This is a genomic window from Pseudomonas sp. TE12234 (assembly GCF_054061835.1).
The window spans coordinates 239,093-262,000 of the sequence record NZ_JBSSEP010000008.1 but is presented as its reverse complement, the minus strand read 5'-3'; the positions used below and the strand labels follow the sequence as shown (position 1 = coordinate 262,000).

22 protein-coding genes are annotated in these 22,908 nt (G+C 60.0%); 20 read left to right on the top strand and 2 right to left on the bottom strand.

All coding sequences use genetic code 11. The features are described 5' to 3' along the window. Positions 1-68: 68 nt before the first annotated feature. The 4 genes from ACVWYU_RS15350 to ACVWYU_RS15335 are packed head-to-tail and all read left to right on the top strand — an operon-like array spanning position 69 to position 4,427. Positions 69-539 carry a (2Fe-2S)-binding protein gene (locus ACVWYU_RS15350; protein ID WP_034149969.1) on the top strand — a complete coding sequence of 157 codons (471 nt, stop codon included), beginning with the start codon at positions 69-71 and terminating at the stop codon, positions 537-539. Continuing rightward, the gene (locus ACVWYU_RS15345) at positions 536-2,857 is read left to right on the top strand and encodes a molybdopterin cofactor-binding domain-containing protein (RefSeq protein ID WP_457373037.1); all 2,322 of its coding nucleotides are present in this window, start codon (positions 536-538) and stop codon (positions 2,855-2,857) included. The genes ACVWYU_RS15350 and ACVWYU_RS15345 overlap by 4 nt, the downstream gene beginning before the upstream one ends. Continuing rightward, positions 2,857-3,840 carry an XdhC family protein gene (locus tag ACVWYU_RS15340; protein ID WP_457373036.1) on the top strand — a complete coding sequence of 328 codons (984 nt, stop codon included), beginning with the start codon at positions 2,857-2,859 and terminating at the stop codon, positions 3,838-3,840. The genes ACVWYU_RS15345 and ACVWYU_RS15340 overlap by 1 nt, the downstream gene beginning before the upstream one ends. Next, positions 3,837-4,427, top strand: coding sequence for a nucleotidyltransferase family protein (locus ACVWYU_RS15335; protein ID WP_457373035.1), 591 nt, complete (start codon positions 3,837-3,839; stop codon positions 4,425-4,427). Before ACVWYU_RS15340 ends, ACVWYU_RS15335 begins: the two co-directional genes overlap by 4 nt. A gap of 176 nt (positions 4,428-4,603) precedes the next feature. On the opposite strand, the gene rne is transcribed toward ACVWYU_RS15335, so the two are convergent. Further along, positions 4,604-7,819: a ribonuclease E gene (rne, locus tag ACVWYU_RS15330; protein ID WP_457373034.1), complete on the bottom strand. Its 3,216-nt coding sequence runs from the start codon at positions 7,817-7,819 to the stop codon at positions 4,604-4,606. 700 nt (positions 7,820-8,519) lie between these two features. Between rne and rluC the strand changes: the two genes are divergently transcribed. From rluC to ACVWYU_RS15315, 3 genes are read left to right on the top strand one after another with little or no spacing between them, the layout of a single operon-like run. Beyond that, a complete protein-coding gene (rluC, locus tag ACVWYU_RS15325) occupies positions 8,520-9,482 on the top strand; it encodes a 23S rRNA pseudouridine(955/2504/2580) synthase RluC (protein WP_090317703.1) in 963 nt (320 codons plus the stop codon). Further along, the gene (locus tag ACVWYU_RS15320; protein ID WP_390959427.1) at positions 9,469-10,131 is read left to right on the top strand and encodes an HAD-IA family hydrolase; all 663 of its coding nucleotides are present in this window, start codon (positions 9,469-9,471) and stop codon (positions 10,129-10,131) included. Before rluC ends, ACVWYU_RS15320 begins: the two co-directional genes overlap by 14 nt. 24 nt (positions 10,132-10,155) lie before the next feature. Next, positions 10,156-11,145, top strand: coding sequence for a S49 family peptidase (locus ACVWYU_RS15315; RefSeq protein WP_090317708.1), 990 nt, complete (start codon positions 10,156-10,158; stop codon positions 11,143-11,145). 49 nt (positions 11,146-11,194) lie between these two features. On the opposite strand, the gene ACVWYU_RS15310 is transcribed toward ACVWYU_RS15315, so the two are convergent. Next, a complete protein-coding gene (locus tag ACVWYU_RS15310) occupies positions 11,195-11,773 on the bottom strand; it encodes a Maf family protein (RefSeq protein WP_457373033.1) in 579 nt (192 codons plus the stop codon). Positions 11,774-11,878: 105 nt separating this feature from the next. Here ACVWYU_RS15310 and ACVWYU_RS15305 point away from each other — a divergent pair, with 105 nt between their 5' ends. The 13 genes from ACVWYU_RS15305 (at position 11,879) to ACVWYU_RS15245 (ending at position 22,793) form a co-directional block, all read left to right on the top strand. Further along, positions 11,879-12,406 carry a YceD family protein gene (locus tag ACVWYU_RS15305; protein ID WP_007942001.1) on the top strand — a complete coding sequence of 176 codons (528 nt, stop codon included), beginning with the start codon at positions 11,879-11,881 and terminating at the stop codon, positions 12,404-12,406. A gap of 13 nt (positions 12,407-12,419) precedes the next feature. Further along, on the top strand, positions 12,420-12,602 hold the full coding sequence (gene rpmF, locus ACVWYU_RS15300; RefSeq protein ID WP_003179396.1) for a 50S ribosomal protein L32: 183 nt from the start codon (positions 12,420-12,422) through the stop codon (positions 12,600-12,602). 4 nt (positions 12,603-12,606) lie between these two features. Then, a complete protein-coding gene (gene plsX / locus ACVWYU_RS15295) occupies positions 12,607-13,617 on the top strand; it encodes a phosphate acyltransferase PlsX (RefSeq protein WP_457373032.1) in 1,011 nt (336 codons plus the stop codon). A 125-nt stretch (positions 13,618-13,742) separates the two neighbouring features. Next, positions 13,743-14,681 (top strand): ACP S-malonyltransferase, encoded by a 939-nt coding sequence (fabD, locus tag ACVWYU_RS15290; protein WP_457373031.1) that lies wholly within the window; start codon positions 13,743-13,745, stop codon positions 14,679-14,681. Positions 14,682-14,697: 16 nt separating this feature from the next. Next, positions 14,698-15,441: a 3-oxoacyl-ACP reductase FabG gene (fabG, locus tag ACVWYU_RS15285; protein WP_090317720.1), complete on the top strand. Its 744-nt coding sequence runs from the start codon at positions 14,698-14,700 to the stop codon at positions 15,439-15,441. Positions 15,442-15,632: 191 nt separating this feature from the next. Further along, positions 15,633-15,869 (top strand): acyl carrier protein, encoded by a 237-nt coding sequence (gene acpP, locus ACVWYU_RS15280; protein ID WP_003175607.1) that lies wholly within the window; start codon positions 15,633-15,635, stop codon positions 15,867-15,869. Positions 15,870-15,978: 109 nt separating this feature from the next. Beyond that, positions 15,979-17,223, top strand: coding sequence for a beta-ketoacyl-ACP synthase II (gene fabF, locus ACVWYU_RS15275; RefSeq protein WP_090317724.1), 1,245 nt, complete (start codon positions 15,979-15,981; stop codon positions 17,221-17,223). Then, on the top strand, positions 17,223-18,038 hold the full coding sequence (gene pabC / locus ACVWYU_RS15270) for an aminodeoxychorismate lyase (RefSeq protein WP_457373030.1): 816 nt from the start codon (positions 17,223-17,225) through the stop codon (positions 18,036-18,038). Before fabF ends, pabC begins: the two co-directional genes overlap by 1 nt. A 3-nt stretch (positions 18,039-18,041) precedes the next feature. Then, a complete protein-coding gene (gene mltG, locus ACVWYU_RS15265; protein ID WP_090317730.1) occupies positions 18,042-19,235 on the top strand; it encodes an endolytic transglycosylase MltG in 1,194 nt (397 codons plus the stop codon). Positions 19,236-19,254: 19 nt separating this feature from the next. Beyond that, positions 19,255-19,887: a dTMP kinase gene (gene tmk / locus ACVWYU_RS15260; RefSeq protein WP_457373029.1), complete on the top strand. Its 633-nt coding sequence runs from the start codon at positions 19,255-19,257 to the stop codon at positions 19,885-19,887. Continuing rightward, entirely contained in the window at positions 19,880-20,866 is a 987-nt protein-coding gene (locus tag ACVWYU_RS15255; protein WP_457373028.1) for a DNA polymerase III subunit delta', read from the top strand. Before tmk ends, ACVWYU_RS15255 begins: the two co-directional genes overlap by 8 nt. A 160-nt stretch (positions 20,867-21,026) precedes the next feature. After that, positions 21,027-21,812 carry a TatD family hydrolase gene (locus ACVWYU_RS15250; protein WP_457373027.1) on the top strand — a complete coding sequence of 262 codons (786 nt, stop codon included), beginning with the start codon at positions 21,027-21,029 and terminating at the stop codon, positions 21,810-21,812. Between the two features lie 342 nt (positions 21,813-22,154). Next, a complete protein-coding gene (locus ACVWYU_RS15245) occupies positions 22,155-22,793 on the top strand; it encodes a TetR/AcrR family transcriptional regulator (RefSeq protein WP_053161895.1) in 639 nt (212 codons plus the stop codon). Positions 22,794-22,908: the final 115 nt, after the last annotated feature.

Here is a 22,908-nt window from a genome sequence, read left to right as displayed (position 1 = left end):
TAACCGAACCGCTTGGCTAAAGCGGCAGATTGCTCGACCCCATAACCCAATACTATGCGGGCGTGCCCATGATTACCCTGAAACTCAATGGTCAAGACCATCAACTCGACGTCACCGAAGACATGCCGCTGCTCTGGGCGATCCGCGACGTGGCCGGTTACAACGGCACCAAATTCGGCTGCGGCATGGGCCTGTGCGGCGCCTGCACCATTCATATCGAAGGCGCTCCGGCACGCAGTTGCATCACGCCAATCGGCTCGGTCGTGGGGCAGAACGTCACCACAATCGACAATCTGCATGCCGACCCCGTCGGCAAAGTCGTGCAGCAAGCCTGGCTCGACACGGCCGTGGCCCAGTGCGGCTACTGTCAGGGCGGGCAAATCATGTCTGCCACCGCATTGCTTAAAACCAATCCGAACCCGAGCGACGAGCAGATCGAAGAGGCGATGGTCGGCAACATTTGCCGCTGCGGCACCTACAACCGCATCAAGACCGCCATCCGCCAGGCATCCACTCACCTCAAGGAGGCCAAGGCATGAGCCGGTTACCGAATGATTTCGCCCTGAGCAACCTCAGTCGGCGTGGTTTCCTCAAAGGCGTGGGCGCTACGGGTGCACTGGTGGTGGCCGCCAGTTGGGGCTGGCAAGACGCGTTTGCCGAAGAGAAGGAGAAGAAGTTCGGCGCCGATGGCATGCCCCACGGCTGGGTCGACGATCCCAAGGTTTACATCAGCATCGCAGCCGACGGCACGGTGACAGTCGTCTGCAACCGTTCGGAAATGGGCCAGGGTGTGCGCACCAGCCTGACCATGGTCGTGGCCGACGAACTGGAAGCGGATTGGGCACGGGTCAAAGTCAAGCAGGCACCGGGCGACGAAGTGCGTTTCGGCAACCAGGATACCGACGGTTCGCGCAGCATGCGTCACTGGTACGAGCCAATGCGCCGCTGCGGTGCCGCCGCGCGGACCATGCTCGAGCAGGCGGCTGCCGAGCAGTGGAAAGTGCCGGTCAGTGAATGTCATGCGCAACTGCATAAAGTCATCCACAAGCCTTCCGGTCGCGAACTGGACTATGGCGCCCTGGCCACCGCTGCGGGCGCCCTGGCCGTGCCGGCGCGTGACAGTCTGCGCCTCAAGCAACCTTCGGAATTCCGCTACATCGGCAAGGAAGGCACCAGGGCCATCGACGGTGACGACATCGTCAACGGTCGCGCGGTATATGGTGCCGACGTGCATGTCGACGGCATGCTGTACGCCACCATCGCCCGACCCGCGGTGTACGGTGGCAAGGTCAAGACCTTCGATGCCAGCGCCGCGATGAAAGTCCCCGGCGTTCTCAAGGTCGTGCAGATCGAAAGCCGTCCACTGCCATCGGAGTTTCAACCGCTGGGTGGTGTGGCGGTGGTGGCCAGCAATACCTGGGCAGCGATCAAGGGGCGTGAAGCGCTGAAAATCGAATGGGATGACGGCGCCAACGCCAGTTATGACTCGATCGCCTACCGCGAGGAGCTGGAGGCCGCTTCGCTCAAACCCGGCAAAGTGGTACGCAACACGGGCAACATCGATAAAGCCATGAGCGGCGCCAACAGCACGCTGGAAGCCTCTTACTACTTGCCGCATCTATCACAGTCGCCGATGGAGCCAATGGTCGCCATCGCCCGCTACAAGGACGGCGTATGCGAGGCCTGGGGGCCGAGCCAGGCGCCACAGGTCACCCGTGAGCGGATCAGCGAGCGTCTCGGCCTGCCGTTCGACAACGTCACCGTCAACGTCACCCTGCTGGGCGGCGGTTTCGGTCGCAAGTCCAAACCCGACTTCATCATCGAAGCGGCGATTCTTGCCAAGGAGTTCCCTGGCAAAGCCGTGCGTGTGCAATGGACCCGTGAAGACGACATCCACTGCTCCTATTTCCACACCGTGTCCGCAGAGTACCTCAAGGCCAGCCTGAACAAGGATGGTCTGCCTTCCGGCTGGTTGCACCGCACGGTTGCACCCAGCATCACCGCATTGTTCGCACCGGGCATGAATCACGAAGCGGCATTCGAGCTGGGCATGGGTTTCACCAACATGGCCTACGCGATCCCCAACGTGCGCCTGGAGAACCCCGAGGCGACGGTGCACACCCGGGTCGGTTGGTATCGCTCGGTGTCGAACATCCCCCATGGCTTTGCCATCCAGAGTTTCGTCGATGAACTGGCGCACAAGGCCGGGCAGGATCCGCTCAAGTACCAAATCAAATTGCTCGGCCCGGACCGTCAGATCGATCCGCGTACCTTGAGTGAGGAGTGGAACTACGGTGAATCGCCGGAACGTTACCCGATCGACACCGGGCGTTTGCGCACGGTGCTGGAAACTGCCGCCAAAGCCGCCGGTTGGGGGCGCGAGTTGCCGAAGGGGCGTGGCCTTGGCCTGGCGGTGCATTACAGCTTCGTCACCTACGTGGCGGCGGTGATCGAGGTCGAGGTCAAAGACGACGGCACACTGATCGTGCACAAGGCTGATATCGCTGTGGATTGCGGGCCGCAGATCAATCCCGAGCGGATTCGCGCACAGTTCGAAGGCGCTTGCGTCATGGGCCTGGGCAACGCAGTGCTGGGTGAAATCAGCTTCAAGGATGGCAAGGTCCAGCAGGACAACTTCCATATGTACGAAGTGGCGCGCATGTCCCTGGCACCGAAGGAAGTCGCCGTGCATCTGGTCACGCCGCCAGGCAATGTCCCTTTGGGTGGCGTTGGCGAACCCGGTGTGCCGCCGATTGCGCCGGCACTGTGTAACGCAATCTTTGCCGCCACCGGCAAACGCATTCGCAGCCTGCCGATTCGCTATCAGTTGCAGGACTGGCAAAAGGCCAAAGCCTGATGGACAGCGCCGATCTGAATGTCCTGCGCAGCGTACTGGAGTGGCGCCGAGCCGGTCAGCGGGTGGTTTTGTACAGCGTGGTCCAGACCTGGGGCACCGCGCCCCGGGCACCTGGGGCCATGCTGGCCTTGCGTGAAGACGGCGTGGTGATTGGTTCGGTGTCGGGTGGTTGTGTCGAGGATGACCTGATTGCCCGGTTGCACGATGGTCGGATTCCGGCCGACGGGCCGCCCGTGCAATTGATCACCTACGGCGTGACCCGCGAAGAGGCGGCACGCTTTGGCTTGCCGTGCGGCGGCACCTTGCGATTGACCGAGGAGCGCGTCGGCGATCCCGCGTGGGTCGCTGAACTGCTGGCTCGCTGCGAAGCCCATGAAATCGTGGCGCGCTGCCTTGATATTGCGACCGGTGAAGTGGTTTTACAGCCCGCCAGTAAAACGGATGTACTGGCGTTCGACGAGCAGACCTTGCGTGCCATCTACGGCCCCCGCTGGCGCTTGTTGTTGATTGGCGCGGGGCAATTGTCTCGTTACGTTGCCGAAATGGCGCGGCTGCTGGATTTCGAAGTGCTGATTTGTGATCCGCGTACCGAGTTCGTCTATGGCTGGGAAGAGCAGCATGGTCGTTTCGTCTCCGGCATGCCCGACGAGGCGGTGCTGAGTATCCAGACCGACGAACGCACGGCCATCGTTGCACTGACCCACGACCCGCGCCTGGATGATATGGCCCTGCTGACGGCCCTCGACTCCAGGGCGTTTTACGTCGGCGCGCTGGGATCACGGGTCAACAGCCGGAAGCGCCGGGAAAATCTGGCGCACCTGGGCTTGTCGCAACAGGCCATTGATCGGCTGCACGGTCCGATCGGTTTGCATATCGGCAGTCATAGCCCGGCGGAAATCGCCTTGTCGTTGATGGCTGAAATTGTGGCGATCAAAAATGGCGTGGAACTGAAACAGAAGAAGCCGTCACAGGAGCGCGTATGAGCGAGTCCATCGGCGTCATTGTGTTGGCAGCGGGGCAGGGCAGCCGGTTTCGTCAGGTCGCCGGTACCGACAAGGACAAGTTACTGGCCGATTGCAGCGGTCGCGATGGCGCGGCTCGCTCGGTGATCGAGCATGTGCTGATGAATCTGCCAGCCAATGCGGGCAAGCGCGTCCTGGTGACTACCGCTGATCGACCCCAAGTGATTCGCATGGCTCAGGCCTACGGCTGCGAAACTGTGTTGATCGAGTCCGTCGGCATGGGTGACAGCATTGCTGCAGGAGTTTCTGCCTGTGCGCAACTCGATGGCTGGTTGATGGTTTTGGGCGACATGCCGTTCATCCTGCCGTCCAGCATTGAAAAAGTCCTGGCAGGTATGCGCAGCGACAGCGTCAGCGTGCCGGTGCAGGACGGGGAGTATGGGCATCCGGTCGGGTTCGGACGGGATTTCGCGGCGGGATTGATGGCGTTGTCGGGGGATCGTGGCGCCAAACCGCTATTTGCCAAGGGGCGCGTGTTTGAGGTGGCAGTGGATGATCCCGGGGTGTTATGGGATGTGGATGTGCCGGAGAAGTTAGTCTTCAAGTAATCGCTGATCCCTAGTGGGAGCGAGCTTGCTCGCGAGAGCGGTGGATCAACCAGCATCCATTTTCGAATCTTAAGCCATCATCGCGAGCAAGCTCCGACAGGGAATCGGTACAGTTGTTTTGGATATAAAAAAGCCCCGCCTGGGTCACCAGGCGGGGCTTTTCATTAGCGATGGAATCAGACGAGAGGTTTAGGCTCGTGTTCTTTTTCCAGAGCTTTTTCGTGTTGCTCTACCGCTTCCTGAACGGAGCGTGGTGCTTCGTGGATGGCGGATTGAGCAGGCTCTGCAGCGACTTCTGCAGTCGGGGCAGGCGCTGCCTCGGCCACTTCAGCAACAATCGGCGCTGGTTCGACTGCAACAACGGCTTCAGCCTGAGCCGCAGCGGCCGCCAATTCGGCTTCCTTCTGCAGGCGCTCTTCCTCACGCTTGCGACGACGCACTTCACGCGGGTCGTTTGGTGCGCGGCCGCTTGGCGTCAGGGCGCTGACAGGAGCGGCTGCAACCACGGGTGCAGGCGCTTCGGCAACGACTGGCGCTTCCACGACAGGAGCGGGCTCGGCAGCAGCGACGACCGGCTCGGAGGTCACGGCATCGGCAACCGGAGCTTCAACGGCCGGCGCTTCAACGACTGGCGCTGGAGTTTCGGTGACGGCTGGCTCGGCAACCCAGTTGAACGCGGTTTGCTCTTCGCGAACTTCACGAACGGCTTCGGTCACGGTTTCAGTGACGGTTTCGGCAACCGGTTCTGCGATCACAACAGGTCCTGCGACAGCTTCAACCACTGGCTGTGCCGGTGCCACTTCGATTTCCGGCGATGCGGTCACTTCAACCGGAGTAGTCGCTTCAACGACTGGCGCTTCGACTGGTGCAGTTTCCAGGGTGGCGGCAGTGGCGCGTTCGGCTTGCTCGTTGGCCTGTGCTTCGGCCGGGGCGCTGATCACGGTGCTGGCAACGGCTGCGGTAACCGCCAGGCCGGCGGCCAGATCGGCGGTGCTTGGCGCTTCGTTATTTTCGCCGGATTCGGATTCTTCCGAACCTTCGATCACATTGCCGTTGGCATCGCGTTGACGCTCGCGACGGTTGCTGCGACGACGCTGGCCACGGGAACGGCGGCGTGGGCGATCGCCTTCGGCGCCGTCCTGTCCTTCTTCCTGCAGTTGCTCTTCGTTGGTGGTCAGCTCTTCTTCGGCGACGGCAGCGGCTTGCTCGGCACGTGGTTGACGTTCTTCACGCGGTGGGCGTGGAGCGCGCTCTTCGCGTGGCTGGCGGGCCGGGCGCTCTTCAGCGGTCGCAGCAGCAGCCGCAACGGCCGGAGCAGCATCCAGAGGCTCACGCAGTTCACGAACGCGCTCTTCGCGTTCGCCACGTGGCTTACGGTCTTCACGCGGTGCGCGAGGTGCACGTTCTTCTCGTGGAGCGCGCGGCGCGCGTTCTTCACGTGCTACGGCTGGTGTCTCTTCACGGGCTTCGCGTGGCTGACGCTCTTCGCGTGGCTCACGTGGTGCGCGCTCTTCACGCGGTGCACGTTCTTCGCGCGGCTTGCGTTCTTCATCGCGGCGACCGTTACGGTTGCGGCTCTGCTGGCGACCGTTGCGACGTTGTTCTTCATTGCTGCGAGCCGGACGCTCGGTGGCAGCCGGTTTTTCGACCACTGCCGGGGCAGCAGGCTCTTCCTTGGAGGCGAACAGGCTGACCAGCGACTTCACCAGGCCCTTGAACAGGCTTGGCTCTGGAGCGGCGACAGGGGCGGCAACCGGAGCGGCGACGACTTCAGTCGGAACCGGAGCGTTGGCACGGGCTGGCGCAGTCTTGACCGCCGCTTCCTGGCGAACCAAGGTGCGGGTGGCCGCAGCTGGCTGGACTTCTTCCACTTCGGCAGCGGCAGCAGCGATTTCGTAGCTGGACTGGTTGATCGCCGCTTCAGGGCTGTCATCACGCAGACGCTGTACTTCGAAGTGCGGCGTTTCGAGATGATCGTTCGGCAGAATCACGATGCGGGCACGGGTGCGCAGTTCGATCTTGGTGATCGAGTTGCGTTTCTCGTTGAGCAGGAACGCGGCGACCGGGATCGGCACCTGGGCGCGAACTTCGGCGGTGCGGTCTTTCAGTGCTTCTTCTTCGATCAGGCGCAGGATCGCCAGCGACAACGATTCAACATCACGGATGATGCCGGTGCCGTTGCAGCGCGGGCAGACGATGCCGCTGCTTTCGCCCAGGGAAGGACGCAGGCGCTGACGGGACATTTCCAGCAGGCCGAAGCGCGAGATGCGACCGACTTGCACGCGAGCGCGGTCGGCTTCCAGGCATTCGCGGACTTTCTCTTCCACGGCGCGCTGGTTCTTGGCAGGGGTCATGTCGATGAAGTCGATGACGATCAGGCCGCCAATGTCGCGCAGGCGCAACTGACGGGCGATTTCTTCGGCGGCTTCAAGGTTGGTCTGCAGGGCGGTTTCTTCGATGTCGCTGCCTTTGGTGGCACGCGCCGAGTTGATGTCGATGGACACCAGGGCTTCGGTCGGATCGATAACGATGGAGCCGCCGGAAGGCAATTCGACGACGCGCTGGAACGCGGTTTCGATCTGGCTTTCGATCTGGAAGCGGTTGAACAGCGGAACGCTGTCTTCGTACAGCTTGATCTTGCTGGCGTACTGCGGCATCACCTGACGGATGAAGGTCAGGGCTTCGTCCTGGGCTTCGACGCTGTCGATCAGCACTTCGCCGATGTCCTGGCGCAGGTAGTCACGGATGGCGCGGATGATCACGTTGCTTTCCTGATAGATCAGGAATGGCGCGGAGCGATCCAGCGAGGCTTCTTTGATGGCGGTCCAGAGTTGCAGCAGGTAGTCGAGGTCCCACTGCATTTCTTCACTGCTGCGGCCCAGGCCGGCAGTGCGCACGATCAGGCCCATGTCGGCCGGGGCAACCAGGCCGTTCAGGGCTTCGCGCAGTTCGTTGCGCTCTTCACCTTCGATGCGACGGGAGATGCCGCCGGCACGCGGGTTGTTCGGCATCAGTACCAGGTAACGACCGGCCAGGCTGATGAAAGTGGTCAGGGCGGCGCCCTTGTTGCCACGTTCTTCTTTTTCGACCTGAACGATGACTTCCTGGCCTTCGCTCAGGACGTCCTTGATGTTGACGCGGCCTTCAGGGGCTTTCTTGAAGTATTCGCGGGAGATTTCTTTGAGTGGCAGGAAGCCGTGGCGCTCGGAGCCGAAATCGACAAAGGCAGCCTCAAGGCTTGGTTCGATGCGAGTAATCCGGCCTTTATAGATGTTGGCCTTCTTCTGCTCGCGTGCACCGGATTCGATGTCCAGGTCGTAGAGGCGCTGGCCATCTACCAGTGCAACACGCAACTCTTCGGGTTGAGTTGCGTTAATCAGCATTCTTTTCATGTAGTACCGTCGGTTTCCGGGCTGCCGGAAACGGCGTTCGGCACACACGACTTCTCACGGTCGGTGTCAGGTGCGTCAGGAGTGGTTGGACACTCCAGTGTCTAGCGAACCCCGACCAATTGGGCCGGTGTCGCGACGTACGCGTCCTGCTTGCTGTGGCTACTTAAGCACTCAGTCAGGAGGAGGAATCAACCAGCGGCTGTGGACGAGATGAAGCGTCTTGATAAAGCCTATTGCTACACAGTCCAGCGGTTGTGCATCTCCACCCTACACGTATCCCTGATAATTCGGGTGCTGCCGCGCGCAGAATCCGCAGCGGGTTGGCATTTACCGTGAGCTCCGAAAGGGGAGGTCACGCATCATGGCTAATTTAGGCGTTGTTTCCGAAGCGTTCGCTCGGGGTCATTCGCTGCTGACTGCACTTTGTGAACTGGCCATGAATATTGGCTCGCAAGACGAGTGAAAACTCTGCTTTGCGGTTTGATTCAGGCCTCATGTCACCTGCGCTTGTTACAACTGCAAACTCCACCGTTACGTAGCGAAAGCCCCGTAGGACGGCCTCGCGTCCTGGTGAATTGCGTTGGTCAGGGTCGGTTTTTGACCGTTGGTCCGCTGTCCAGGCCGCTTTTGGCGGCGTTCGCGACTATAGCAGCAATGATTAAGTGCTTCAATTCCATAAAAAATTGTTATCATCCGCGGCATGACGACTACAGCCCCCTCGACCCCAGGCGTACAACTGCTTGAGGTCTCGCCGGAATATGCCGGCCAACGTATTGATAATTTCCTTCTCGCTCGGCTCAAAGGCGTGCCCAAGACCTTGATTTACCGCATTTTGCGCAAGGGCGAAGTGCGGGTGAACAAGGGGCGGATCAAGCCCGAATACAAGCTGCAGGCGGGCGATATCGTGCGCGTGCCGCCGGTTCGCGTGCCTGAGCGCGACGAGCCGGTGCCGCTGGCTCAAGGTCTGCTGCAGCGACTCGAGGCGTCGATTGTCTACGAAGACAAGGCGTTGATCGTGATCAACAAGCCTGCCGGGATCGCCGTTCATGGTGGCAGCGGTTTGAATTACGGGGTCATCGAAGCCTTTCGTCAGTTGCGCCCCGATGCCAAGGAGCTGGAACTGGTCCACCGTCTCGATCGTGACACATCCGGGCTGCTGATGATCGCCAAGAAGCGCAGCATGTTGCGTCACCTGCACACCGCATTGCGCGGTGATGGTGTCGATAAGCGCTACATGGCACTGGTTCGCGGCAACTGGGCGAGCTCGATCAAGCAAGTCCGTGCGGCACTCGGCAAGAGCAACCTGCGCTCCGGCGAGCGCATGGTCGAGGTCGACGAGGAGGAGGGCAAGGAGTCTGTGACCGTGTTCAAGGTCCTGCGTCGCTTTGGCGACTTTGCCACCCTGATCGAAGCCAAACCGATCACCGGTCGCACGCACCAGATCCGCGTCCACACGTTGCACGCCGGGCACTGCATTGCCGGTGACACCAAGTACGGCGATGACGATTTCAGTAAGGAAATCCGTGATCTGGGCGGCAAGCGCCTGTTCCTGCACGCTTACATGCTGACCGTGCCGCTGCCCGATGGCGGTGAGCTCAAGTTGCAGGCGCCGGTCGATGAAATGTGGGCCAAGACCGTGGAGCGATTGAGTGCGCCCATCTGATTACAAGCTGCTGATTTTCGATTGGGACGGCACGCTCGCCGATTCCATTGGTCGGATTGTCGAAGCGATGCATGTGGCGTCGGAGCGAACCGGTTTTCCACTGCGCGATGATTTCGCCGTCAAGGGCATTATCGGGCTGGGTCTGCCGGAAGCGATCCGCACTTTGTATCCCGAAATCGGCGATGCCGACCTGATAGCCTTCCGTCAGCATTATGCGGATCACTACATCGCGTCGGAGGCGGTGCCTTCGCCGTTGTTTGAAGGTGTGGTCGAGTCGCTCGAGGCGTTTCGCGCCGAGGGATATCATCTGGCTGTGGCGACCGGCAAGGCTCGGCGCGGGCTGGACCGGGTGCTGAAATCCCACGGCTGGGAAAATTATTTCGACATCACCCGTGCGGCTGACGAGACCGCCAGCAAGCCGCATCCGCTGATGCTTGAGCAGATCCTGGCGCATTGCAACGTGGCTCCCGCACAGGCGCTTATGGTCGGCGACTCGTCGTTCGATCTGCAGATGGCGCGTAATGCCGGGATGGATTCGGTGGCGGTCAGCTACGGTGCTCAATCGATCGAGGCGCTGAAACTGCTTGAGCCGCGGCTGGCGGTCGATCGCTTTTCAGAATTGCATGCCTGGCTGAATCAGCGGGCTTAATACGTTGTTGCTGGGGTAGATGGCATGACCGACGAATGGAAAGCGCCCGCCAAGTCGAGCGCAGAGAGCGGTGACGAGAAAAGCTGGAAGCTGCTGGAAAAGACGCTGCTGGCCAGTGTGCAGGAGCAGCGTCGGTCCCGGCGCTGGGGGATTTTCTTCAAGTTGCTGACGTTTGTGTACCTGTTTGGCGCGCTGGCACTGTTCACGCCGCTGATGGACATGGAAAAAGCCGCCACCCGCAGTGCCCATTACACGGCGTTGATCGACGTGACCGGCATGATCGCCGACAAGGAGCCGGCCAGCGCCGACAATATTGTTGGCAGCCTGCGTGCGGCCTTCGAGGACGACAAGGTCAAGGGTGTCATCCTGCGTATCAATAGCCCGGGCGGCAGTCCGGTGCAGTCGGGTTACGTCTACGACGAAATTCGCCGTCTGCGCGGCCTGCATCCGGATACCAAGGTCTACGCGGTGATTTCGGATCTGGGGGCTTCCGGGGCCTACTACATTGCCAGTGCGGCCGATCAGATCTACGCCGACAAGGCGAGCCTGGTGGGCTCCATCGGTGTGACGGCGGCCGGTTACGGTTTTGTTGGCACCATGGAGAAGCTGGGGGTCGAGCGTCGTACCTATACTTCTGGCGAGCACAAGTCGTTCCTTGATCCGTTCCAGCCGCAAAAGCCGGAAGAGACGGCGTTTTGGCAGGGTGTACTCGATACCACGCACAATCAGTTCATCAGCAGCGTCAAGCAAGGACGTGGTGATCGCCTGAAGGACAAGGAGCATCCGGAGCTGTTCTCTGGTCTGGTCTGGTCCGGGGAGCAGGCGTTGCCACTGGGGCTGATCGATGGCCTGGGTAATGCCAGTTCGGTTGCCCGGGATGTGATCGGCGAAAAAGAGCTGGTGGACTTCACGATTCAGGAGTCGCCGTTCGACCGCTTCTCGAAAAAGCTCGGTGCCAGCGTGGCTGAGCATTTGGCGATGTGGATGGGTTTCAACGGTCCATCGCTGCGTTGATCTTTTGGGCGCTCAAAAAAACCGGTCTGTTTGGCCGGTTTTTTGTGGCTCAGGGGATTTGCACGCCTTCCGTCAGCAGCATGTCGACAAGGCGGATCAGCGGTAAGCCGATCAGGCTGGTGGCGTCCGGGCCTTCGGTGCGTTGAAACAGGCTCACGCCCAAGCCTTCGGCCTTGAAGCTGCCAGCGCAGTCGTAGGGTTGTTCGGTACGCAGATAGCGCTCGATGCGGGCGCTGTCGAGTGCACGCATGTGTACGGTGAAAGGTACGCACTCGACCTGGCAGCGGCCGGTCTGGCTGTTGAGCAGTGCCAGGCCTGTCAGGAAGGTGACGCTGGCGCCGCTGGCGGCCAGCAGTTGTTCGCGGGCCTTTTCGAAGGTGTGGGGCTTGCCGATGATCCTGTCCCCGAGTACGGCAACCTGGTCGGAGCCAATGATCAAGTGAGCGCTGTGACTGCCGGTCAGTGCGCGGGCTTTTTCTTCGGCGAGGCGCTTGACCAGATCAACGGCGGTTTCGCCGGGGCGATGGCTTTCGTCGATATCCGGCGAGCTGCAGGTGAACGGCAGTTGCAGGCGAGCCAGCAATTCCCGGCGATAGACCGAGCTGGAAGCGAGTAATAAAGGCAGCATGGGCAACTCCAAAAGGCAGGCGAGAATTCTAGCGGGGCTCCCAAGTGACGGATAGGGCTGAATTTCCTTTGACATGGGCGGGGGCATCCCTATAATGCTGCGCCTATGTTGAATGACCCGATTCCACCTCACGTTGACCCGCGCAAATTGGCTGATCGTGGCACCACCCTTCAAGGTGAAATGCTGCTGGCCGATTTGGAGAGACTCTGCGACCCGCTTTCCGACAATGTCGGTACGGTGCAGGCTAAATTCGTTTTTGAACGAGATGAACGTAAATCTGTGGTCATCCACAGCTTTATCGACACTGAAGTCAAAATGGTTTGCCAGCGTTGTCTTGAGCTGGTCACCCTGCCGATCCATAGCGAATGCAGTTACGCTGTGGTGAAGGAGGGTGCGAATACCCAGTCGTTGCCGAAAGGTTATGACGTGCTGGAACTGGGCGAAGATCCTTTGGATCTGCAGTCACTGATCGAGGAGGAGCTTCTGCTCGCCTTGCCCATTGTGCCTGCTCATCATCCGGAAGAATGCCAGCAGCCGGCGGGAGCAGATGAGCCCGAACCGAGCGAGGACGAGGTAACGCGGTCCAACCCGTTCAGTGTATTGGCGCAGTTAAAGCGTGACCCAAACGTTTAGGAGTTAATCAATTATGGCTGTTCAGCAGAACAAAAAATCCCGCTCTGCCCGTGACATGCGCCGTTCGCACGACGCTCTCGAGGCTAGCACCCTGTCTGTAGAAAAAACCACTGGTGAAGTTCACCTGCGTCACCACGTATCGCCAGAAGGCGTATACCGTGGCCGTAAAGTGATCGACAAGGGCGCTGACGAGTAATCACTTGTCCGCTCAAGTCATCGCGATTGACGCAATGGGCGGGGACTTCGGTCCCCGCAGCATTGTCCAGGCCAGTCTTGCTTGCCTGTCTGCTACTCCCTCGCTACACCTGACCCTCGTCGGTCAAGCCTCCCTCCTTGAAGAATTGATCGCCGGCCATTCGGCTGTGGATCGCGCTCGTCTGTCGATTACCCCTGCGTCCGAAGTCATCACCATGGACGAAAAACCGGCCCAGGCCCTGCGCGGCAAGCCCGACTCCTCGATGCGCGTGGCGCTTGAGTTGTTAAGGGATGGCAAGGTCCAGGCCTGTGTGAGTGCCGGCAATACCGGTGCGCTGATGGCGTTGTCACGGTTTGTGCTCAAGACCCTGCCCGGCATTGATCGGCCCGCCATGGTCGCGGCGATTCCGACGCAGAAAGGCTACTGTCAGTTGCTCGACCTGGGTGCCAACGTCGATTGCAGTGCCGAGCACTTGTTGCAGTTCGCGGTGATGGGTTCTGTCGCGGCGGAAACCCTCGGTATCGTTCGTCCGCGCGTGGCACTGCTGAATATCGGCACTGAAGACATCAAGGGCAACCAGCAGGTCAAGCTGGCGGCTACTTTGTTGCAGAATGCCCGTGGCATCAATTACATCGGTTTTATCGAGGGTGACGGTTTATACCGGGGCGAGGCGGATGTCGTGGTGTGTGACGGCTTTGTCGGCAATATCCTGCTCAAATCCAGCGAAGGCCTGGCCACCATGATAGCCGCGCGTATCGAGGCGTTGTTCAAGAAAAACCTGGCTTCGCGAATGATCGGTGCATTGGCGCTGCCATTGATGAAGCGCCTGCAGGCGGATCTGGCTCCGGCGCGGCATAACGGTGCAAGCTTTCTGGGGTTGCAGGGGATTGTGGTGAAAAGTCACGGTTCTGCAGGGGTGCAGGGCTTTCAGAGCGCCATCCAGCGTGCTCTTATCGAGATTCAGGAAAACCTGCCCGAGCGGCTTCACGGTCGTCTGGAGGATTTGTTGCCTTAGGCGTTTTCGTCGGACAATGCTTAAATGTGACCGCTCAGTTCAATTGGCCATCCAACTGTCAGTTTCTTGCGTCCCCCAAGAGGGACGTCAATTCTCCGACGACAAGATCATTAGGGGCTTGTTTCATGTCTGCTTCCCTCGCATTCGTCTTTCCGGGACAGGGTTCGCAGTCCCTCGGCATGCTGGCCGAGTTGGGCGCGCAACATCCGGTTGTCCTCGAAACATTCAAAGAAGCTTCCGATGCTCTGGGTTACGACCTGTGGGCACTGACCCAGCAAGGGCCGGAAGAACAACTCAATCAAACCGATAAAACCCAACCGGCCATTCTGACCGCCTCGATCGCCCTGTGGCGTCTGTGGCTGGCGGAAGGTGGTGCGCGTCCGGCCTACGTCGCCGGTCACAGCCTGGGTGAGTACAGCGCGCTGGTCGCGGCGGGCAGCCTCAGCCTGGGCGATGCAGTGAAGCTGGTCGAGCGTCGTGGCCAACTGATGCAGGAAGCCGTTCCGGCCGGGCAGGGCGGCATGGCTGCCATCCTGGGGCTGGACGATGCTGATGTGCTGGCGGCCTGTGCCGAAGCGGCGCAAGGCGAAGTGGTCAGCGCGGTCAACTTCAACTCGCCTGGCCAAGTGGTTATCGCCGGTGCCAAGGCTGCGGTCGAGCGCGCCATTGAAGGCTGCAAGGCACGTGGCGCCAAGCGCGCCATGCCTCTGCCGGTCAGCGTACCGTCCCATTGCGAGCTGATGCGCCCGGCGGCCGAGCGTTTCGCCGAGTCGATCGCAGCGATCGACTGGCAGGCGCCGCAGATTCCGGTGGTGCAAAACGTCAGTGCCAATGTGCCTGCCGATCTGCAAACCCTCAAGCGTGATCTGCTTGAACAGCTCTACAAGCCTGTGCGCTGGGTCGAATCGGTCCAGGCACTGGCGGCCAAGGGGGCAGCCCAATTGGTCGAATGCGGCCCGGGCAAAGTGCTGGCCGGTCTGAACAAACGCTGCGCCGAAGGCGTATCGACTTCCAACCTCAATACCCCAGACGCTTTCGCTGCCGCTCGCGCAGCGCTGGCCTGAATCAGGAGAAGCTTGCATGAGTCTGCAAGGTAAAGTTGCACTGGTCACGGGTGCAAGCCGCGGTATCGGCCAGGCTATCGCCCTGGAACTGGGTCGTCAGGGCGCCATCGTTGTGGGCACCGCGACCTCCGCTTCCGGTGCCGAGCGCATTGCCGCCACCCTGAAGGAACACGGTATTCAGGGCACTGGCCTTGAGCTCAATGTCACCAGCGACGAGTCCGTGGCGGCCGTCCTGGCGAGCATTCAGGAGCAGTTCGGTGCGCCGGCGATCCTGGTCAACAATGCCGGTATCACCCGCGATAACCTGATGATGCGCATGAAAGACGACGAGTGGCATGACGTTGTCGATACCAACCTGAACAGTCTGTTCCGCCTGTCCAAGGGCGTTTTGCGCGGCATGACCAAAGCCCGTTGGGGACGAATTATCAGTATTGGCTCGGTTGTGGGTGCCATGGGCAACGCAGGCCAAGTAAACTACGCTGCCGCCAAGGCCGGTCTGGAAGGTTTCAGTCGTGCACTGGCGCGTGAAGTCGGTTCGCGTTCGATTACGGTAAACTCGGTGGCCCCAGGGTTCATCGACACCGATATGACCCGTGAACTGCCGGAAGCACAGCGTGAAGCCTTGCAGGCGCAGATTCCGCTGGGTCGTCTGGGGCAAGCACAAGAGATCGCGTCTGTGGTCGCTTTTCTTGCGTCCGACGGTGCGGCATACGTTACCGGGGCTACAATCCCGGTGAACGGCGGGATGTACATGAGTTAAATGTGACGGATTGCTTCAAAAAAATGTCATACGAGCTGTCTAAAATCCGTTATAAAGCTGCAATCTATTTATAGGCAGAGGGCCGCAGGGTTTGAGGAGTGAAGCTTTCAGTTGAAAAGCTGAAAAGTCTTTCTATACACTTACCCACTGGCCAGCTGCCTGAATTTGTCCATTAGGAGTGAAAACAAGGTATGAGCACCATCGAAGAGCGCGTCAAGAAAATCGTTGCCGAGCAACTGGGCGTTAAAGAAGAAGAAGTGGTCAACACCGCTTCCTTCGTTGAAGACCTGGGTGCTGACTCCCTTGACACCGTTGAGCTGGTGATGGCTCTGGAAGAGGAATTCGAGACCGAAATCCCTGACGAAGAAGCTGAGAAGATCACTACTGTACAAGCTGCAATCGACTACGTTACTAGCCACCAGGCGTAATAGTTTGTAATCGTTGCTTGCTGTCATGGAAAAACCGCACTGCTATCACGGCGTGCGGTTTTTTCTTTAGGCCTGATGCAAAGTCGTCATTTCAAAAAAGGAGAGTGCTGTGTCGCGTAGACGCGTCGTAGTCACCGGTATGGGTATGTTGTCGCCACTGGGCACGGATGTGCCAAGCAGCTGGCAGGGCATTCTGGCTGGCCGCAGTGGCATTGGTCTGATCGAACACACCGACCTTTCTGCCTATTCCACCCGTTTTGGCGGCTCGGTAAAGGGTTTCAATGTCGAGGAATACCTGTCGGTCAAGGAAGCCCGCAAACTCGACTTGTTCATTCAGTACGGCCTGGCCGCAGGTTTTCAGGCGGTACGCAATGCCGGTCTGGAAGTCACCGACGCCAACCGTGAACGCATTGGCGTCGCCATGGGCTCGGGCATTGGCGGACTGACCAATATCGAAGAAACCAGCCGTACGCTGCATGATTCCGGCCCACGACGGATTTCTCCGTTTTTCGTGCCCGGCTCGATCATCAATATGATTTCCGGTTTCCTGTCGATCCACTTGGGCGCACAGGGACCCAACTACGCCATCGCCACCGCCTGTACCACGGGTACGCACTGCATCGGTATGGCTGCGCGCAACATCATGTACGACGAAGCTGACGTGATGATCGCCGGCGGCTCCGAAATGGCGGCCTGTGGCCTGGGCATGGGTGGCTTTGGTGCCTCTCGCGCATTGTCGACCCGTAATGACGAGCCGACCCGAGCCAGTCGCCCATGGGACAAGGGCCGTGATGGCTTCGTGCTGTCCGATGGTGCCGGTGCGCTGGTTCTGGAAGAACTCGAACACGCCAAGGCCCGCGGCGCGACCATCTATGCCGAACTGATCGGTTTCGGCACCAGTGGCGATGCCTTTCACATGACCTCGCCTCCAGCGGATGGTGCCGGTGCTGCGCGCTGTATCACCAATGCCTTGCGCGATGCCAGGATCAATGGCGATCAGGTGCAATACGTCAACGCCCACGGTACTTCGACACCTGCCGGCGACCTTGCGGAAGTCAATGCGATCAAGTCGGTGTTCGGAGAGCACGCCTACAAGCTGGCGGTCAGTTCGACCAAGTCCATGACCGGTCACCTGCTGGGTGCGGCGGGCGCGGTCGAGGCGATCTTCAGCGTACTGGCAATCAACAGTCAGGTGGCCCCGCCGACCATCAACCTCGATGAAGCGGACGAAGGCTGCGATCTCGATTTCGTGCCGCACACCGCGCGCAACATGGATATCGATGTGGTCCTGTCCAACTCCTTCGGTTTTGGCGGTACCAACGGCTCGCTGGTATTCCGCCGGTTCGCAGGCTGATGGACAGCTGGGTCGACGGTCAGCCGGCTGACGCTTTGTCGCTGAAGGATCGCGGCCTGGCTTACGGTGATGGTCTATTCGAGACCATTGCCGTGCGAGGTGGTCTTCCGGTTTTGCTGGATCGCCATTTGCAGCGTTTGGCCAAGGGGTGCCAGCGCTTGGCAATCAACCTTGATCATGGCGCGATGCTCACCGAGCTGCAGGCCTACGCCAGGGAACTGGACGACGGAGTACTCAAGCTGATCGTCACTCGCGGCGACGGTTTGCGTGGCTACGCTTTCGATCCTTCAGCCCAGGCCCGACGTGTCCTGTCCGGTAATCCTCCTGCGGTTTATCCGGCTGCCCATGCCGAGCAGGGCGTTCGCCTGTTTCCCTGCACGACGCGACTGTCCATTCAGCCACTGCTTGCCGGTCTCAAGCACTTGAACCGCCTCGAACAGGTGATTGCCCGCGCGGAATGGCGAGACACCGAACATGCCGAAGGCCTGATGCTTGATCAGGCGGGACGCGTGATCGAAGGTGTGTTCAGCAACCTGTTCCTTGTACGCGATGGCGTGTTGATCACGGCTGATCTGAAACGCTGTGGCGTGGAAGGGGTGATGCGTGCCGAGTTATTGTTTCAAGCCAAGTCGTTGGGCATTCCCACGCAAATCACCGATATAACCCTCGAACAGCTGCAATGGGCTGACGAAGTCTTTGTCTGCAACAGTGTGTATGGTATTTGGCCGGTGCATGCCTATGCCGCACTGAGCTGGCCGGTTGGGCCGCTCACCCGTAAACTCCAAACCATTGCCCGCGCGCTACTGGATGCTTGATACGTGAGACGTAAATTCTTGCTGCTGCTGGAAACCGGACTGGTTCTGGCGGGGCTGATGTTGGGCGCTTCCGCCTGGAAGATTCATTCGGCGCTGGTACAGCCGCTGAACATCGCTCAGGAAGAACTGCTGGAGGTGCCAAAAGGCACCACCCCGACCCGCACCTTCTATCGACTCGAAGCCGATGGCGTCATCAAGGACGCGTTCTGGCTTCGCCTGTATTGGCGTTTCAATCTATCGAAACAACCCTTGCATAGTGGCGAGTACCGCATGTTGCCCGGTATGACCGTCGAGGGTCTGATCGACCTGTGGAAGCGGGGCGAGATGGTGCAGTACAGCGTAACCCTGGTCGAAGGCTGGAATTTCCGCCAGGTCCGCGCCGCCTTGGCCAAGGAAGAAAAGCTCGATCACACTCTGGAGGGGCTGAGCGATACCCAGGTCATGGAAAAGCTCGGTCATGGCGGGATTTTCCCGGAAGGACGATTCTTCCCTGATACCTATCGCTTCGTGCGCGGCATGACTGACGTTGAGCTATTGAAAATAGCCTACGACCGTCTCAATGAGGTGTTGGCCAAGGAATGGGAGCAGCGTGCCCCTGATGCGCCCTACACCGAACCCTATCAGGCCCTGATCATGGCCTCGCTGGTGGAAAAGGAAACCGGTGTGCCCCAGGAACGCGGGCAGATCGCGGGCGTGTTTGTGCGGCGGATGGCGATGGGCATGTTGCTGCAGACCGACCCGACGGTGATCTACGGCCTCGGTGATCGTTACAGCGGCAAATTGACCCGTGCCCATCTCAAGGAACCGACGCCGTATAACACCTATGTGATTGCCGGCTTGCCGCCGACCCCGATTGCCATGGTCGGTCGTGAAGCGATCCATGCGGCGTTGAATCCGGTAGCCGGCAACAGCCTGTACTTTGTCGCTCGCGGCGACGGCAGCCACGTGTTCTCCGACGATCTGGATGCACACAACAGCGCCGTGCGGGAGTTCCAGCTTAAGCGTCGTGCCGATTACCGCTCCAGTCCGGCGCCCGCCACCGCCCCTGACACGCAGGATGCCCCGGCTCCGGAAGCCCAGGCACCGATTCCGGCGGCTTCACCTGATCCGGCCCCGCAAGCCCTGCCGCAAGTGCCGGCGCAAGAGCCCGCACCTGCGCCCGTACCGGATGCAGCCGCCCCGCAAAGCCCGCAATGACTCTGACTAAGGACTGCCTGTGACTGGCTTGTTTATTACGCTGGAAGGCCCGGAAGGCGCCGGCAAGAGCACCAATCGCGAATACCTTGCCGAGCGCCTGCGCGCCGCGGGTATCGAGGTCGTGTTGACCCGCGAACCGGGCGGTACGCCACTGGCCGAGCGAATTCGCGAGGTGTTGCTGGCTCCGGTTGATGAAGAGATGAATCCGGACACCGAATTGCTGCTGGTCTTCGCAGCGCGTGCCCAGCATCTGGCCCAGGTGATCCGCCCGGCGCTGGCGCGGGGCGCCGTGGTGCTGTGTGATCGTTTTACCGATTCGACCTACGCCTATCAGGGTGGCGGCCGCGGCTTGTCCCTGGGGCGTATCGCGACGCTGGAAACCTTCGTGCAAGGTGATCTGCGTCCCGACCTGACACTGATTTTCGATTTGCCGGTTGAAGTAGGTCTGGCGCGTGCCAGTGCGCGTGGTCGCCTCGACCGTTTCGAACTCGAAGGCCGAACCTTTTTCGATGCCGTGCGCAGCGCTTTCCTCAAGCGCGCCGCAGCGGAGCCGGGACGCTATGTGCTGGTCGATGCCGCGCAACCGCTGGCGCAGGTTCAGCAGTCCCTCGATACCTTGCTGCCGCGTCTGCTGGAGCTGACCCGTGGCTGAAGCCTATCCGTGGCAGGACAGCCTCTGGCAACAGTTGGCCGGTCGTACGCACCACGCCCACGCCTATCTGCTGCATGGCCCGGCCGGGATCGGCAAGCGAGCGCTGGCCGAGCGCCTGATGGCCAGTCTGTTGTGTCAGCGTCCTACCGCCCAGGGCGCTTGCGGTGAATGCAAATCCTGCCTGTTGCTCAAGGCCGGCAGTCACCCGGACAACTACATTCTCGAGCCGGAAGAAGCCGATAAGGCCATCAAGGTCGATCAGGTGCGTGACCTGGTCAGCTTCGTGGTCCAGACCGCGCAGTTGGGCGGGCGCAAAGTGGTGCTGATCGAACCCGTCGAGTCGATGAACATCAACGCCGCCAACGCCTTGCTCAAAAGCCTTGAAGAGCCGTCCGGCGACACGGTATTGCTGCTGGTCAGCCACCAGCCGAGCCGTTTGCTGCCGACCATCAAGAGTCGCTGCGTGCAGCAGGCTTGCCCGCTGCCGAGCGAAGCCATGAGTCTGGCCTGGCTGGCGAAAGCGTTGCCCGATTGCTCGGAAGAAGAACGTATTGAATTGCTGACCCTGGCGGCCGGTTCGCCGTTGGCCGCGGTCAACCTGCAGGCTCAGGGTGTGCGCGAACAGCGTGCGCAAGTGGTCGATGGTGTGAAGAAACTGCTCAAGCAACAGCAATCGCCGACCCAACTGGCCGAAGGCTGGAATGCAATCCCGTTGCTGCTGTTGTTCGACTGGTTCTGCGACTGGTCGAGCCTGATCCTGCGCTATCAGTTGACCCAGGATGAAGAGGGGTTGGGGCTGATGGACATGCGCAAGGTGATTCAATACCTGGCGCAGAAGACCGCGCAGGACAAAGTCCTGAATATCCAGGACTGGATTCTTGCCCAACGCCAGAAAGTACTCGGCAAAGCCAACCTTAACCGGGTGCTGCTGCTGGAGGCCCTGCTGGTGCAATGGGCGTCGCTGCCTGCCCAGAGGTAATCCGGGCGCGACCTGTCAGCAGTGAAACGTTTCCGGGCCACCGGGGTTGGCGTACAGTTCAACGAAGTGACAACACAGCCCGCGTTCGATTCGAAAACCATCTGGCCGGAGTGCTTGAGTCCGACCATCCCACTCATACGATGTAAGTTGCAGCCCTTTTATGCTCGTAGATTCCCATTGCCACCTCGATCGCCTTGACCTCACCGCCCACGACGGATCCCTGGACGCTGCTCTCGATGCTGCCCGTCAACGCGGGGTAGGGCACTTTCTGTGTATCGGCGTCAGTGCCGACAATGCCGCCGATGTCAAAGCCCTGGCTGAGCGTTATGAGGACGTCGATTGCTCGGTTGGCGTGCATCCGCTGGACGTGCAGCCGGGCGCCGCCCCTGCGCTGGACTGGCTGTTGCAGGAACTCAATCACCCGCGCGTGGTGGCGATTGGTGAAACCGGCCTGGACTATCACTACGAGCCCGAAGCGGCAGCGTTGCAGCAGGCGTCTTTCCGCCTGCACCTGCAAGCGGCGCAGCGGACTGGCAAGCCGGTGATCATCCACACCCGTGGGGCTCGCGCAGATACCCTGCAGATGCTGCGTGAGGCGGACCTGCCCCAGGCGGGCGTGCTGCATTGCTTTACCGAAGACTGGGACATGGCCAAGGCTGCCCTGGACATGGGCTATTACATTTCCTTGTCCGGTATTGTCACTTTCCGCAATGCCGACGCGTTACGAGACGTGGCCAGCAAAGTCCCGGCCGATCGGTTGCTGGTGGAAACCGACTCGCCATACCTGGCGCCGATTCCTCATCGTGGCAAACCCAACTTGCCGCAGTATGTGCGAGAAGTGGCAGAGTTCCTGGCCATGTTGCGTGGTGAACCTTACGAACGATTTGCCGGGCAGACCACCGAGAACTTCAAGCGACTGTTCCCGCTGGCGCATGTGAAAGGTTAAATCGCAGGCAAAAAAAACCCGGGTTCTGGGGGGTGAATCCGGGTTAAGACCATTAGGAGTAAAACAATGGCACGCGGTCCGTTGGTACCAATATCGGCGTGACACTTGGGGGAGATGCCCCGCCGACAGTTCAAGTATTGATCACTATTGCGCCGAGTCCAGTTTACCGAACACAGTTTTTAAACAATTTTGGAATACGCCCGCTTCGGAAGCGTTCTCATCAGCCGCGGACCCTGTCCGAATTCATCAAGAAACACAGACATGGTCGGATGATCCGTGCATTTTTGCGTAATTTAGGCATAATACGCGGCTTCGAATTTTGACCCCTACAGACCTTTTCTTATGCATAAAGAACCTCGTAAGGTCCGTGAGTTTCGTCGCCGCGAGCAAGAAATTCTCGATACCGCGCTCAAGCTGTTCCTCGAACAAGGTGAAGACAGTGTCACCGTCGAGATGATTGCTGATGCCGTCGGTATCGGCAAAGGCACGATCTATAAGCATTTCAAATCCAAGGCCGAGATCTATCTGCGCCTGATGCTCGACTATGAGCGCGATCTGAACGAACTGCTGCATTCGGCCGACGTCGACAAGGACAAGGAAGCCCTGTCGCGCGCCTATTTCGAATTCCGCATGCGTGACCCGCAGCGTTATCGGCTGTTCGATCGCCTGGAAGAAAAGGTGGTCAAGGGCAACCAGGTGCCGGAGATGATCGAGGAACTGCACAAGATCCGCGCCTCGAACTTCGAACGCCTGACATTGTTGATCAAGGGCCGGATCAGCGAAGGCAAGCTGGAAGATGTGCCACCTTACTTCCATTACTGCGCGTCCTGGGCGCTGGTGCACGGTGCCGTGGCGCTGTATCACTCGCCGTTCTGGAGCAATGTGCTGGAAGATCAGGAAGGCTTCTTCCAGTTCCTGATGGACATCGGCGTTCGCATGGGCAACAAACGCAAGCGCGACTCCGATACCCCGAGCAGCTGAGCCATTCAGTTGCCTTATGACGCCATGAATTCGCTACATGGCGCAGTACCGCAGGAATATACTCAGGCATAGGGCTTGCTAAAACTTGATTTGTGAGTCAAGTTTTAGCGGTTCG

Bases quoted from the DNA above. Each gene is read 5' to 3' on its own strand.
- rne (WP_457373034.1), bottom strand. From the start codon at position 7,819: ATGAAAAGAATGCTGATTAACGCAACTCAACCCGAAGAGTTGCGTGTT.
- acpP (WP_003175607.1), top strand. From the start codon at position 15,633: ATGAGCACCATCGAAGAGCGCGTCAAGAAAATCGTTGCCGAGCAACTG.
- ACVWYU_RS15345 (WP_457373037.1), top strand. From the start codon at position 536: ATGAGCCGGTTACCGAATGATTTCGCCCTGAGCAACCTCAGTCGGCGT.
- ACVWYU_RS15340 (WP_457373036.1), top strand. From the start codon at position 2,857: ATGGACAGCGCCGATCTGAATGTCCTGCGCAGCGTACTGGAGTGGCGC.
- fabD (WP_457373031.1), top strand. From the start codon at position 13,743: ATGTCTGCTTCCCTCGCATTCGTCTTTCCGGGACAGGGTTCGCAGTCC.
- rluC (WP_090317703.1), top strand. From the start codon at position 8,520: ATGACGACTACAGCCCCCTCGACCCCAGGCGTACAACTGCTTGAGGTC.
- ACVWYU_RS15335 (WP_457373035.1), top strand. From the start codon at position 3,837: ATGAGCGAGTCCATCGGCGTCATTGTGTTGGCAGCGGGGCAGGGCAGC.
- ACVWYU_RS15305 (WP_007942001.1), top strand. From the start codon at position 11,879: ATGTTGAATGACCCGATTCCACCTCACGTTGACCCGCGCAAATTGGCT.
- ACVWYU_RS15315 (WP_090317708.1), top strand. From the start codon at position 10,156: ATGACCGACGAATGGAAAGCGCCCGCCAAGTCGAGCGCAGAGAGCGGT.
- ACVWYU_RS15245 (WP_053161895.1), top strand. From the start codon at position 22,155: ATGCATAAAGAACCTCGTAAGGTCCGTGAGTTTCGTCGCCGCGAGCAA.
- ACVWYU_RS15350 (WP_034149969.1), top strand. From the start codon at position 69: ATGATTACCCTGAAACTCAATGGTCAAGACCATCAACTCGACGTCACC.
- rpmF (WP_003179396.1), top strand. From the start codon at position 12,420: ATGGCTGTTCAGCAGAACAAAAAATCCCGCTCTGCCCGTGACATGCGC.
- fabG (WP_090317720.1), top strand. From the start codon at position 14,698: ATGAGTCTGCAAGGTAAAGTTGCACTGGTCACGGGTGCAAGCCGCGGT.
- ACVWYU_RS15310 (WP_457373033.1), bottom strand. From the start codon at position 11,773: ATGCTGCCTTTATTACTCGCTTCCAGCTCGGTCTATCGCCGGGAATTG.
- ACVWYU_RS15250 (WP_457373027.1), top strand. From the start codon at position 21,027: ATGCTCGTAGATTCCCATTGCCACCTCGATCGCCTTGACCTCACCGCC.
- pabC (WP_457373030.1), top strand. From the start codon at position 17,223: ATGGACAGCTGGGTCGACGGTCAGCCGGCTGACGCTTTGTCGCTGAAG.